Below are 11,802 nucleotides of genomic sequence, written 5' to 3' on the forward strand. Positions count from 1 at the left end.
CACTGCTGCGCGACGGGCTGCGCCTGCCCTACCCGCTCGCCTGGAACGTCGACGGCTATCGCGGCTACAACGTGTTTCAGGGCACGCGCTTCACGAGCGGGCTCGGGCTGGCCCACTCGCCGCATCCGCAATCGCACCCCGAATTCCACGAGAACGGCTACCTGTACGCACAGGGCGACGCGTACATCCGCTACTTCGTCACGCGCGACACGGCGTTCGACGCGTTCGAATTCGATGTCATGCGCCCGGGGCGCTACCAGGCGCGGCTCGTGTCGCTGTCGAAGACGATCGGCGCGATGAACCCGGACCTCTCGCGCTTCATCGCGCGCGGCGGCAAGCTGATCACCATGCAGGGGCTGGCCGACGAGGTGATCAGCCCGAACCAGACGATCGCGTACTACGACCGGCTGGTGGCGCGCTACGGGCAGGCGCGCGTGGACGGCTTCATGCGCTTCTACATGGCGCCGGGCTTCCAGCACGGCAACGGCGTGTTCATTCCGTCGGTGGACATGCTCGGCGCGCTCGACCGCTGGGTGTCGCACGACATCGCGCCGGAAACGCTGCTCGCCACCGACATCCTGCCCGCCACCAACGGCCGCACGCGCCCGCTGTGCCGCTATCCGGGCTTTCCGCGCTACCTCGGCAAGGGCAACGTGAATCAGGCCAGCAGCTTCGTGTGCGCGATGTCGTGAGCAAGGCGGCCGGCCGGCCCGAGTAACGAAAAAAACCGAAACACGAAAAAACCGATCCGGGGCCAAACGGGATGACGCGTCAAGACGTGCAGGAGATGTTGATCTTCGGCCGCAGTTGCCTGTACGGCATGGCCGGCAGCCTGCCGTCGGCGCTGCTGCTGATTCCCGTGTGGATTTTCGCGGGATATGGGCTGGTCGAAGGATTGCGCAGCGGCGACGATGGCGTCGGGGAATGCATGCTCGCGGTCGTCGCGATCGTGACGGCGACCTCGGGCTGCGTCGGGCTGTGCCGCGCGCTGATTCCGCCCTGGACCACCACCCGGCGCAGCATCGTCAAGACCCTGTTCTGCCTGATCGGCGGGCTGATCACGATCAGCCCGTACGTGCTTGTCGCGATCCGCGACATCGCGCAGCACCGCGACGCGCACACGTTCAATCCGCTCGACCTGATCGCCGTCGCGTTCGGCGGGCTCGCGCTGCTGTATTTCGTCGAGGCGGGGGTGACGCTGGCGTGGCGATGGCGGCGGCGGATGCGCATGCGGGCTGCCGGCGCGTAGGGTGCGCGCCGTCCTGCGTGGCGGCGCCGGTCGGCATCAACGCCCGGCCATCGTCCCCAGGAACGTCGCGACGTTCGCCTTGCTCGTCTTCTGCAGGCGCGACATCAGCGCGTGGTCGACGCGGCGCAGCCCGTAGGTCTGCGCCATGTCGCGCTGCAAGCGGCACCACAGATGCCCCGCCATCTCCGCATCGACCATCGCCCGGTGGGCGCGGCCCGATTTCGGCAGGCGCAGCATGTCGGCCAGATTCGACAGCCGGTGGCTTTGCGCCTGCGGATAGATGCGCCGCGACACCAGCAGCGTGCAGGCGAAATCGTGCGCCGACGGCACGCCGAGCAGTTCGAGCTCCGATTGCCAGAAGCGCCGGTCGAACGCCGCGTTGTGGGCCACCACGGGATGGCCGCCGACGAACGCCGCCGCTTCGCGCATCACGGTGGCCACCGGCGGCGCCGACGCGATCATGTCGTTCGTGATGCCGGTCAGCGCAACCACGTCGGACGGAATGCGCCGCCCGGCGTTCATCAGGCTCTGGTAACGGTCGACGATTTCGCCGTCGCGCAACAGGATGACGGCGATTTCGGTGGCGCGGTCGCCCTGGGCGGGCGACAGGCCGGTGGTTTCGAAGTCGAGGACGGCTACGGTTTGCATGTTTCGTGAATCAGGCGGGGGAATTGAGTCGGGTCAGCAGGGTATCGCGTTCGAGCCGCCGAAAGGCCTTTTCGGTCAGTTCGGCGATCATGGGCGTCATGTCTGCGCTCGAACAGGGGGCGATTTTGACTGAAATAGGCCGCCCAATGGTTCAATTTTTGGCGGCGATCACAGGCCATCCGTGAAGCGGGATGTTATTGCCACCAACATCGAAAAATCCCTTGCTAATCCCGATATGGCACCCACGCCCAATTAGAGAAAGCAATGGCTCAAAGAGATCCACTTGAAAATCAGGCGATAATTCTTTTACAGAAATCATCGCAGCCCATTCCATCGCATTTTTTACTATCACTTTCGCATACGCATTTTGAATTGTTTCAAGCCGCTCATTAATAGCGCTCTCCACTTCCAAAGTAGGAGTGAACCCCATCAGCCGAGCAGAACTCGATAAAACGTGCGCCCCCTCTGTCGCATCGTACCGCCGCGCAATGCTCGAAATTGCTTTTAAGCATTGCATTACGCCGTCCATTTCGAGTTTCGTGGGCGTGTATCCTTGGCTGAAAGGGCGCCAATCATCACCACTCAGTCGTTCCAGTATTTTTTCGAATGAATTCATTTGTTACCAGTCCACAACGAATGGTGAAATTTTATAGCTGGAGAACGTGGTGCTCGGTGGCACCGTGGCAAAATTATGCGCCACTGGCGGAGTCGTGCCGAAGTAACCATCGTTCCATGCCTCTTGTCGCAAATAAGCTGCGCCTCGCGCCATAAAACGCCGTCCGTAAATTCATGCCCGAGCAATTCGGCAAAGACGGCCAACAGCCAAACCTCGCCCGTACGCAGCAGCGAAAGGACGTTGAACTCCGGCACGAAACATTTCGCATACGCGGCGCGAGCCGATCGCAAACCCGTCAGGCGAGTGGGCTGCCCGGCAGCGGGGGCCACGCGATCAACCCAAACCCCGCGAAGCGCGACGGGCGGTATTCTACCGTTCATGAAAAACGCATCCGCTTGCTCCGGTTGCATCCGTCCCCCCTTAACCGTCGCCGCAACGCAAAGCGCGCTCGCCGCTGGAACTCGCCCCATGCCCGCTCACGATCACCTGCCGGTGCGCCGCCGCGCGATCCGAATCGCATCCGTGGCGCTGTTCTTCGCCGTCGTCGTACTCGCGGTGGCATTCAACGCGCTCGCGCTGCAAGAAGCCTACGGCGACGGCCCGCCCTATTACGGCCGAACCGCGAACATGGACAAATGGGAAAGCCCGCTGCCGATCCTGCTGCCGGCCGACGCCGGCGTGCTCGCGCTGATCGGCATCTGCGCGGCTTGGCTGCGCCGCACGCGGTAGGAGAGCACCGGCGCGCGCCGATGCCCGGCCCGTGACCTTCAGCCCTCGGCCCCCTCGCCCGCCTGCCCCAACAACCACTCGCGAAAGATCGTCAGCGCTTTCATGCCCGCCGACGTCTCCGGATAGACGAGGTAATACGCCTTAGCCGGATGCCGCCACGGCTTCGAAGAAAGCGCCACGAGCCGGCCGGCCGCCACCTGATCGGCCACCATGAACGGCGGCAGCAGCGTCGCGCCGAGGCCGCCCACGGCCGCGTTCAGCGCCATCGACATGATTTCGTAGCGCGGCCCCTCGTTGCCCGCCTCGGCGGCGATGCCGTCGTGCGCGAACCACGCGTCCCACGCGCCGTCGAGCGTCAGGTGCTGGATCAGCGCCCCGCGCGGCGTGCAGGCGCCCACCGCCGCGCCATGCTCGCGGACCCACTGCGGCGCGGCATACGGCAGCAGCGCCAGCGGCGCGACGAACTCGCAGTGCATGCCGGGCCGCCTGCCGTCGCCGAATTCGAGCGACGCATCCACGCTGGCCTGACTGAAATCCACCGCGCCGACGCGCGTCCGGATGTTCAGCGTGATCTCGCCGTGCTCGCGCGTGAACGCCGGCAGCCGCGGAATCAGCCAGTAATTTCCGATCGACGATCCGACCGACAGCGACAGCGCGCCGCCCCGCCCCTTCAGCGCCATCACGTTGACGGTCGCGCGCTCGAGGCGCTTGAGCAGCGGCTCGATCTCGGCGAAGTATTCGCGCCCGGCGTCGGTCAGCGTCATGGCATCGCGGCGGCGAACGAACATCGCCACGCCGAGCCGCTCCTCGAGCGTCTGGATCTGGCGGCTCACTGCCCCCTGCGTGAGGTGCAGTTCGTGCGCGGCGGCCGTGAACGAGCGCAGCCGCGCGCTCGCCTCGAAGCACAGCAGCGACTGCATGGACGGAGCATGGAACATGGGCGCAATGCGCGGCGGGCGGCCCGCGCAGCATTAGTAAAAATCATAGCCTCGCACGCCAAAAAGCCGCGAGAAGCCGGTATTTCCACGCATGCATGCATTTTCCTCACGCTCACCGCAGGATTAATGGTTTGCCCGGCGGTTTTGACGAACGCATGATCCGGCCATCGACATTCACGTACGGCGGCAAACATGTTGGATCTGGTGATCGAGAACGGCACGCTGATCGACGGCACGGGCGCGCCGCGCCGGCAGTGCGACGTGGGCGTGAGCGAGGGCCGCATCGCCGTGCTCGGCGCGCTGCCGGTGGCGGCATTGGTGGGCGACGCCTGAGCCGGCACGATGCGTTCGCCGCGCGGCCGGCTTGGACGCTCGCGAGCAACGGCGCAGCGGGCGGTGCCTGAGCCGATGCGCCGCGCGTCGCATCAATCCTCCGCGCGGAAAAGCAGCACAGTCGGTGCGCCGTTGACACCGATTTCTGGCCGGCCGCTAATGAGGCCTGGCGACGCGCCGGTCCGCATGTCTTCGCGGCCGGCGCCGCCCTCCCCACGATGATTCGCCGCGGCGCGCCCATGCAGCGCGCCGCCGTCCCGCACGCCCATCCCGTTTCGCCGCCGCGCGCCCGCTCGCGCGGCGTCGTTCCCTGTCCAGCCGTTTCAATGGAGTCGCAGCGATGATTTCGAGCCGTGAAGAAGTGACGAAGATGATTCTGTCCGCCAAGGTGCGCAAAGGCATCAAGTGGACGCAGGCCGCCGAGGCCACCGGCCTGTCGAAGGAGTTCACCACCGCCGGCTGCCTCGGCCAGATGACGTTCGACAAGCCGCAGGCCGAGGCGCTCGGCAAGCTGTTCGAACTGCCCGACGAAGCCGTGGCCTGGCTGCAGATCGTGCCGTACAAGGGCTCGCTGCCGTCCGCCGTGCCCACCGATCCGCTGATCTACCGCTGGTACGAGATCGTCAACGTGTATGGCACCACCATCAAGGAGCTGATCCACGAGGAATTCGGCGACGGCATCATGAGCGCGATCGATTTCTCGATGGACATCCAGCGCGAGAAGGATCCGAAGGGCGACCGCGTCAACGTCGTGCTGTCGGGCAAATTCCTGCCGTACAAGCAGTACTGATCGCCCCCTCGCGCCGGGCGCCGCGACGCCCGGCCGCTGTCCCGCCCCACGTTCTTACCCCATTTCCCATCGGCCGCTGCCTTACCAAATCATTTCACATTCGTCTGATTGTCTTTCAATCAGCATTCATCTCGCTGCGAACGCAGGCGAAATACCCCTATCGACGCACGACGCGTATTGACACCGCCGGAGCGCGCGGCGATCATGGCCGCGTTCGATTATCGATCCAATGTTCGACTAAAGAACAACATAACAAGAACAGGCTGGCCGTCCGACGCGTCTGCGCGATGTATCGCGCGACGCGAACCGACACACATGAACCCGCTGCGCCGGAGCATTCGCCCCGAGCACCTGGAGGAGCACCGCCCCCTGTCCCGATCGCGCCGCCGGCCTTCGTGCCCGCACGCGTGGCCGGGCGCATCCGCATGCCGATCCTCGCGCCCCGGCCAGCCAGCAGGCCCCCCTGCTGCGCAACCGAAAGACAGCATGCAAAGAGACCGCACCCTCGCCCACCCGCCCGCCCGCGAATCGCGCGGCGTGGTATCCGCCCTCGTCTATGTGTTCGAACGCGTCATGCCCGACCCGTTCGTGCTCTCGATCTGCCTGACCGCGTTCGTCGCCGTGCTCGCGTTCGCCGTCGCGCCCAAGGGCGACGTGCCGACCGTGCTCGGCGCCTGGTACGAAGGCACGTTCGGCATCCTCGGCTTCGCGCTGCAGATGATCCTGATCCTCGCCACCGGCTATGCGATCGCCGAGGCGCCCGTCGTGCAGCGCGGCCTGCGCGCGATGGCCGCGCGGGCGCAGACGCCGGCCCGCGCCGCCCTGCTGGTGTTCCCGGTGGTGGCCGTGGCGGCCTGGCTGAACTGGGGGCTCGGGCTGATCGTCGGCGCGATGCTGTCGCGCGAGATCGCGCGGCGCGTGCGCGTGGATTTCGCCTGGCTCGTGGCCGGCAGCTATTCGGCCTGGTCGATCTGCAACAGCGGGCTGTCCAGTTCGATCGCGCTGTCGCAGGCGTCGCACGGCAACGCGCTGAACCTCGTCGAGAAGGCCACCGGGCAGGTCGTGCCGCTCGCCAGCACCGTGTTCGCGCCGTTCGTGTTCGTACCGACCGTGCTGGTGGTGGTGGTGATGACGGCGATCTTCATCCGCATGCATCCGCGCGACGCGGACGTGGTGCCGTTCGCCGCGGCCACCCAGGACGAGGCCGACGCGCCCAGCGACGATCCGCATGCGCGCGCGGCCGGCGGCGCGCCGTCGTTCGCCACTCGGCTCGAGCAATCGATGCTCGGCACCGCGCTGCTGTTGCTGTTCGGCGTGGGGTTCCTGGTCATGGAATGGCGCGAGCACCGCTTCGATCTCGACATCAACACCACGATCCTGATCTTCCTGCTAATCGGCCTCGCGCTGCAGCGCACGCCGATCGCCTACGCCAACGCGATCCGCCGCGCCGCGCGCCAGACCGGCTCGATGCTGCTGCAGTACCCCGTGTACGGCGGGATCATGGGCATGATGAAGGGCACCGGGCTCGCGTCGATGATCGCCAAGGCGTTCGTGACGATCGCCACGCCGATGACGCTGCCGCTCTGGAGCTACCTCAGCTCGCTGATCATCACGCTGCTGGTGCCGAGTGCCGGCGGCCACTGGGCGGTGCAAGGGCCGTTCGTGCTGCCGGCCGCACTGAGCCTGCACGCCTCGGTGCCGCGCACCGCGATGGGCGTGGCGATGGCCGAGAACGTCTCGAACATGCTGCAACCGTTCTGGGCCGTGCCGATCGTCGCGATCGCGGGAATCCGGATTCAGCGCGTGATGGGGTATACGGCGGTGACGTTCGCGGTGTCGCTGGTGGTGTATGCGGTGGCGCTGTGGTTGGTGCCTTGATCGGCGCGGCACGCGCTTGATGGATCGATCGATGCCAAGGATGACGAAACATCCTTGGCATCGATCGGATTCAATCATGAAGGCATGTTCGACGCATTCAGCCGATAGCCGGCATTTCCGCAATCCTTGACTTCCATCCTGGCCAGCTTTTTCTCGGCCGCCTGAATATCGTCGGGATAATAAGGATCGTTGCCGCGCGCCGGGGTATAGCCGGCCGCTTCAAGCGCATCGAGATTACCAACGACGTCGGCACGCGTCAGCGGCCGGTTGGCCCGTGAGGCCTTATAGCTGTGGCATTCCTGCGCCGTCATGACAGGCGCGGCGCTGCACACTGAACTGATCGCGATCAGCAAAACCAGGCAGGCGGCTTTATGGGTTGCATTCATGACATCCTCTCGATTGAATTGAGACCACGCGGTCGGAGAGGATGTTAATGAGCGTCGCAGAACGAATTCGAGTGAATTGCATGAACTTAAATTTACATGGCAAGCGCCATTTAAACCGGCACAATTCCTCAAATTAATCTAACACCTGCGCGCATGTACAACGCACGCCGAAATTCAATTCCGCCTCAACCGCGATTCACGAATCCGCGGCCGTGCCAAAAGATTTACCAGCCCTGATCCACCCGCTGCGGCCCGTCCGCGTGCTGCCCCAGGTACGCGCGCAGATAATCGACGAAGCACGCCACCTTCGCCGACAGATTCAACCGCTCCGGAAACACCGCATAAATATCGGCCGGCAATGTCTCGTGCTCGGGCAACACCTGCACGAGGCGGCCACTGCGCAGATACTTGGCCACGTCCCACTCGGCGCGCATCAGGATGCCGCGATGCTCGAGTGCCCAGTTCAGCGCGACGCTACCGTCGTTGGTGCTGAGTTTGCCGCGCACTTTCACCGTTTCGGTCCGGCCTCCACGCGTCAGCCTCCAGTTGGCGTAGGCGGCATCGTTCTGGCGCAGCACGATACATTCGTGCGAGACCAGATCGTGCGGCATTTGCGGTGCGCCGGCGCGGCGCAGATAGCCTGGCGTGGCGACCAGCAAACGCCGGTTGCCGGCAATCCGCTTGGCCACCAGCCGAGAATCGGGCAGTTCTCCGAAACGAATCGACAGATCGATCGCCTCGTCGGGCAAAGCCACCGGCCGGTCCGTCAAATGCAGCTGCACGTCCACGTCGGGATAGGCATCGCTGAACGCGGAAATCGCCGGCCCGATATACGAGCGCCCGAATCCGAGCGGCGCATTCACGCGCAGCAGTCCCTTCGGCGCCGCGCGGCTGCTCGATACCAGCCGCTCCATCTCGTCGATGTCGCTGAGGATCCGTCGCGCGTTGGCGAAATACACCTCCCCTTCGCTGGTCAGGCTGATGCGCCGCGTCGTGCGATTGAGCAGCCGCACGCCGAGCCGCGCCTCCAGCTGCGAGAGCCGGCGCGAGATGGCCGGCGGAGTCAGATTAAGCTCGCGCGCGGTCGCGGCGAGACTGCCGTGCTTGATGAGCAGGCAGAAGAAGCCCAGTTCGCTGTCCGTTCCCATTCGTAAATTTTTTGCAACTATGTATTAAGTTTCGAGCGATTCATTCCTTCGGTAGAGATCTTAATCTCCGCTCCACGTGTGGTCTACAACAGGATTCGGCCACGCGGGTCCGATCGGCGGAGTGCGAGGCCGCCCCCCGATCGCGCATCCAACGAGAACGGAGACACCCCATGGATACCTCGCTCGAACAACGCACGCTGCGCCGGATCGGCTGGCGCATCGTGCCCTTCATCATGCTGCTCTACTTCGTCGCCTACATCGACCGCGTCAACATCGGTTTCGCGGCGCTGACGATGAAGACGGATCTCGGCTTCACGGCCTCGACCCTCGGCTTCGGCGCCGGCATCTTCTTCTGGGGCTACTTCATGTTCGAGGTACCCTCGAACATCGTGCTGCACAAGGTCGGCGCGCGAATCTGGATCGCGCGCGTGATGGTGACCTGGGGCCTGATCTCGGCGGCGATGGCCTTCGTCACGGGCCCAGTCAGCTTCTATGTGATCCGCTTCCTGCTCGGCGCGGCAGAGGCGGGCTTCTTCCCCGGCATCATCCTTTACCTCAACTACTGGTTCCCAGCGCGACGGCGCGCCGGCGTCACAGCGCTGTTCATGGCGGCGGCGCCGATCTCGACGGCGATCGGGTCGCCAATCTCGGCCGCGCTGCTGCAAATGCAAGGCGTGATGGGCCTGGCCGGCTGGCAATGGCTGTTCGTCGTCGAGGCGGTACCGGCGCTGGTGCTCGGTGTGATGGTGTTCTTCTTCATGACCGACCGGCCCGAACAGGCTACCTGGCTGCGCGACGACGAACGCGCCTGGCTCGTCGCCACGTTGCGGGAAGAAGCCGCGAGCCGCACCGGCGGCGGTGCACACAGCATCTGGAGCGGCCTCGCCAACCCGCGCGTGCTGGCGCTCGCACTGATCTATTTCGGCACCTCGGCCGGCCTCTACACACTTGGCATCTGGTCGCCCCAGATCATCAAGCAACTCGGCGTGTCGTCGCTGACCGTCGGCTTCCTGAACGCTGTGCCGCCGGTGATCTCGGTCATCGCGATGGTGCTCTGGTCGCGTCATTCGGACCGCACCGGCGAGCGCACCTGGCACGTCGTGCTGGCCTGCGTCGCCGCAGCCATCGGACTGATCGTGGCAGCCGCCGCGAACAGCGCGGTCGGCTTGATCGCCGCGCTGACGCTCGTCAACGTCGGCATCAGCTGCGCGAAGCCGCCGCTCTGGAGCATGCCCACGATGTTCCTGTCCGGCGCGGCTGCCGCCACCGGCATCGCCACCATCAATTCGATCGGCAACCTCGGCGGCTTCGCCGGGCCGGCCGTGATCGGCTGGCTCAAGGAAGAAACCGGCAGCTTCAGCGGCGGGCTGTACTTCGTCGCGGGCCTGCTGGTCATGTCCGCTGTCCTGACCATTTTGCTGTCGCGCACGAAAAAGCCCGTGGCGACCACGGCCGACGCGGCCGCGCACTGACCCCCTCCCCCCCACGGAATCATCCACAAGGAGAACAACATGGACAAGGTCGCTGCTACCCAGTCCCTGACGGACACCATGGCCCGCTTCACGGCCTATATCGGCAAACGCCTGCCCAAAGACGTCAAGACCAAGCTCGCGGAGCTGCGCACGCTGGAAACCAACCCGCTCGCGAAGTCCGTCTACGACTCGATGGCCGACAATCAGGAAGCCGCCGACAAGCTGAACCGCCCGAGCTGCCAGGACACCGGCGTGATCCAGTACTTCGTCGAAGCCGGCGCGCAGTTCCCACTGCTCGGCGAGATCGAGGAAATCCTGCGCGGCGCCACCGAAGGCGCCACCGAAATGGGCCCGCTGCGCCACAACGCGGTGGAAACCTTCGACGAGAAGAACACCGGCACCAACACCGGCACGCAGATTCCCTGGCTCGACTGGCGCATCGTGCCGGATTCGGACAGTTGCACGATCGACGTTTACATGGCCGGCGGCGGCTGCACGCTGCCGGGCGCGGCCAAGGTGTTGATGCCGGGCCAGGGCTACGAGGGCGTGGCCGAATTCGTGATGGACGTGATCACCGAGCGCGGCGTCAATGCCTGCCCGCCCCTGCTGGTCGGCGTCGGCGTCTCGACCTCGGTCGAAACGGCGGCACGCCTGTCAAAGCTCGCGATCCTGCGCCCCGTCGATTCGAAAAGCAGCAATGCGCGCGCGGCGCTGATGGAAGACCTGCTCGAGCAGGGGCTGAACCAGGTCGGCATCGGCCCGCAAGGCCTGACCGGCAACAACAGCGTGATGGGGGTGAATATCGAATCGTCGGCACGTCATCCGTCGACCATCGGCGTGGCCGTGAACACCGGTTGCTGGGCGCACCGACGCGGCAAGATTCGCATCAACGCGGATCTGACGTACGACATTCTGTCTCATGAAGGAGTGGTGCTGTGAAGAAGATTCTGACTACGCCAATCAAGTCGGAAGACCTCGAAGACCTGAAGGTGGGCGATGTGGTCTACCTGACTGGGCGTCTCGTGACCTGCCGTGACGTCGCGCACCGCCGCCTGATCGAACAGGGCCGCGAGCTGCCGGTGAACCTCGAGGGCGGCGCGATCTTCCACGCCGGACCGATCGTGCGCAAGAAGCCCGACGGCGGCTTCGAGATGGTCTCGATCGGCCCGACCACAAGCATGCGCATGGAGAAATTCGAGCGCGAGTTCATCGAGCAGACGGGTGTGAAGTTGATCGTCGGCAAGGGCGGCATGGGGCCGGAGACGGCCGCGGGATGTCAGGAGCACAAGGCCGTGCACGCGATCTTCCCGGGTGGCTGCGCGGTGCTGGCGGCCACGCTGGTCGAGGAAATCGAAGGCGCCGAATGGCAGGATCTCGGCATGCCGGAAACGCTGTGGATCAACCGCGTGCGCGAGTTTGGGCCGCTGATCATCTCGATCGACACCAAGGGCAACAACTTGATCCAGCAGAACAAGACGACGTTCAACGAGAAAAAGAAGCCGATTCTCGACGAGATCAGCAAGCAGCTCAGCTTCATCAAGTAAGGCAGGTTTCGCGGGCGGCACGACCGCCTATTCGGAACCGGTGCGGCGCGCCAGGCGGAACCTTCTGCCTG

13 protein-coding genes and 1 pseudogene are annotated in these 11,802 nt (G+C 65.0%); 9 read left to right on the forward strand and 5 right to left on the reverse strand.

Annotated features, from left to right (window positions below; all coding sequences use genetic code 11):
• Positions 1–692, forward strand: a 692-nt coding sequence (locus G3N92_RS10450) for a tannase/feruloyl esterase family alpha/beta hydrolase (RefSeq protein WP_206127391.1), incomplete at its 5' end; no start/stop codon positions are given.
• A gap of 71 nt (positions 693–763) precedes the next feature.
• A complete protein-coding gene (locus tag G3N92_RS10455; protein WP_206127392.1) occupies positions 764–1,249 on the forward strand; it encodes a hypothetical protein in 486 nt (161 codons plus the stop codon).
• 36 nt (positions 1,250–1,285) lie between these two features.
• Here the strand turns inward: G3N92_RS10455 and G3N92_RS10460 are convergent, their stop codons facing one another.
• Both G3N92_RS10460 and G3N92_RS10465 read right to left on the reverse strand, forming a co-directional pair.
• Positions 1,286–1,897: a 3'-5' exonuclease gene (locus G3N92_RS10460; RefSeq protein WP_206127393.1), complete on the reverse strand. Its 612-nt coding sequence runs from the start codon at positions 1,895–1,897 to the stop codon at positions 1,286–1,288.
• Between the two features lie 151 nt (positions 1,898–2,048).
• Positions 2,049–2,513: a hypothetical protein gene (locus G3N92_RS10465; RefSeq protein ID WP_206127394.1), complete on the reverse strand. Its 465-nt coding sequence runs from the start codon at positions 2,511–2,513 to the stop codon at positions 2,049–2,051.
• Positions 2,514–2,981: 468 nt separating this feature from the next.
• On the opposite strand from G3N92_RS10465, the gene G3N92_RS10470 reads away from it, so the two are divergent.
• The gene (locus G3N92_RS10470) at positions 2,982–3,242 is read left to right on the forward strand and encodes a hypothetical protein (protein ID WP_241014708.1); all 261 of its coding nucleotides are present in this window, start codon (positions 2,982–2,984) and stop codon (positions 3,240–3,242) included.
• Positions 3,243–3,280: 38 nt separating this feature from the next.
• Here the strand turns inward: G3N92_RS10470 and G3N92_RS10475 are convergent, their stop codons facing one another.
• Positions 3,281–4,180: a LysR substrate-binding domain-containing protein gene (locus tag G3N92_RS10475; protein WP_206127395.1), complete on the reverse strand. Its 900-nt coding sequence runs from the start codon at positions 4,178–4,180 to the stop codon at positions 3,281–3,283.
• 177 nt (positions 4,181–4,357) lie between these two features.
• Here G3N92_RS10475 and G3N92_RS10480 point away from each other — a divergent pair.
• The 3 genes and pseudogenes from G3N92_RS10480 to G3N92_RS10490 form a co-directional block, all read left to right on the forward strand.
• Positions 4,358–4,513: pseudogene (locus tag G3N92_RS10480) on the forward strand (hypothetical protein); the annotation flags it as partial.
• A gap of 340 nt (positions 4,514–4,853) precedes the next feature.
• Complete coding sequence (gene cynS, locus G3N92_RS10485; RefSeq protein WP_206127397.1) at positions 4,854–5,303, forward strand: cyanase; 450 nt, start codon at positions 4,854–4,856, stop codon at positions 5,301–5,303.
• 486 nt (positions 5,304–5,789) lie between these two features.
• Positions 5,790–7,181, forward strand: coding sequence for a TIGR00366 family protein (locus G3N92_RS10490; protein ID WP_206127398.1), 1,392 nt, complete (start codon positions 5,790–5,792; stop codon positions 7,179–7,181).
• A gap of 74 nt (positions 7,182–7,255) precedes the next feature.
• Here the strand turns inward: G3N92_RS10490 and G3N92_RS10495 are convergent, their stop codons facing one another.
• Both G3N92_RS10495 and G3N92_RS10500 read right to left on the reverse strand, forming a co-directional pair.
• Positions 7,256–7,567, reverse strand: coding sequence for a DUF4148 domain-containing protein (locus G3N92_RS10495; RefSeq protein ID WP_206127399.1), 312 nt, complete (start codon positions 7,565–7,567; stop codon positions 7,256–7,258).
• Positions 7,568–7,791: 224 nt separating this feature from the next.
• Entirely contained in the window at positions 7,792–8,715 is a 924-nt protein-coding gene (locus G3N92_RS10500) for a LysR family transcriptional regulator (RefSeq protein WP_206127400.1), read from the reverse strand.
• 170 nt (positions 8,716–8,885) lie between these two features.
• On the opposite strand from G3N92_RS10500, the gene G3N92_RS10505 reads away from it, so the two are divergent.
• From G3N92_RS10505 to ttdB, 3 genes are read left to right on the forward strand one after another with little or no spacing between them, the layout of a single operon-like run.
• Complete coding sequence (locus G3N92_RS10505; protein ID WP_206127401.1) at positions 8,886–10,187, forward strand: MFS transporter; 1,302 nt, start codon at positions 8,886–8,888, stop codon at positions 10,185–10,187.
• Between the two features lie 39 nt (positions 10,188–10,226).
• The gene (gene ttdA / locus G3N92_RS10510; RefSeq protein WP_206127402.1) at positions 10,227–11,126 is read left to right on the forward strand and encodes a L(+)-tartrate dehydratase subunit alpha; all 900 of its coding nucleotides are present in this window, start codon (positions 10,227–10,229) and stop codon (positions 11,124–11,126) included.
• Entirely contained in the window at positions 11,123–11,731 is a 609-nt protein-coding gene (gene ttdB / locus G3N92_RS10515; protein WP_206127403.1) for a L(+)-tartrate dehydratase subunit beta, read from the forward strand. The genes ttdA and ttdB overlap by 4 nt, the downstream gene beginning before the upstream one ends.
• Positions 11,732–11,802 lie beyond the last annotated feature (71 nt).

Origin of the sequence: Burkholderia sp. Ac-20379, assembly GCF_017104645.1 — a bacterium.
Taxonomy (GTDB): domain Bacteria; phylum Pseudomonadota; class Gammaproteobacteria; order Burkholderiales; family Burkholderiaceae; genus Burkholderia.

What these genes read in the sequence shown, in the direction of transcription:
- G3N92_RS10455 (WP_206127392.1), top strand. Translation starts at nt 764, where the DNA reads ATGACGCGTCAAGACGTGCAGGAGATGTTGATCTTCGGCCGCAGTTGC.
- G3N92_RS10460 (WP_206127393.1), bottom strand. Translation starts at nt 1,897, where the DNA reads ATGCAAACCGTAGCCGTCCTCGACTTCGAAACCACCGGCCTGTCGCCC.
- G3N92_RS10465 (WP_206127394.1), bottom strand. Translation starts at nt 2,513, where the DNA reads ATGAATTCATTCGAAAAAATACTGGAACGACTGAGTGGTGATGATTGG.
- G3N92_RS10470 (WP_241014708.1), top strand. Translation starts at nt 2,982, where the DNA reads ATGCCCGCTCACGATCACCTGCCGGTGCGCCGCCGCGCGATCCGAATC.
- G3N92_RS10475 (WP_206127395.1), bottom strand. Translation starts at nt 4,180, where the DNA reads ATGTTCCATGCTCCGTCCATGCAGTCGCTGCTGTGCTTCGAGGCGAGC.
- cynS (WP_206127397.1), top strand. Translation starts at nt 4,854, where the DNA reads ATGATTTCGAGCCGTGAAGAAGTGACGAAGATGATTCTGTCCGCCAAG.
- G3N92_RS10490 (WP_206127398.1), top strand. Translation starts at nt 5,790, where the DNA reads ATGCAAAGAGACCGCACCCTCGCCCACCCGCCCGCCCGCGAATCGCGC.
- G3N92_RS10495 (WP_206127399.1), bottom strand. Translation starts at nt 7,567, where the DNA reads ATGAATGCAACCCATAAAGCCGCCTGCCTGGTTTTGCTGATCGCGATC.
- G3N92_RS10500 (WP_206127400.1), bottom strand. Translation starts at nt 8,715, where the DNA reads ATGGGAACGGACAGCGAACTGGGCTTCTTCTGCCTGCTCATCAAGCAC.
- G3N92_RS10505 (WP_206127401.1), top strand. Translation starts at nt 8,886, where the DNA reads ATGGATACCTCGCTCGAACAACGCACGCTGCGCCGGATCGGCTGGCGC.
- ttdA (WP_206127402.1), top strand. Translation starts at nt 10,227, where the DNA reads ATGGACAAGGTCGCTGCTACCCAGTCCCTGACGGACACCATGGCCCGC.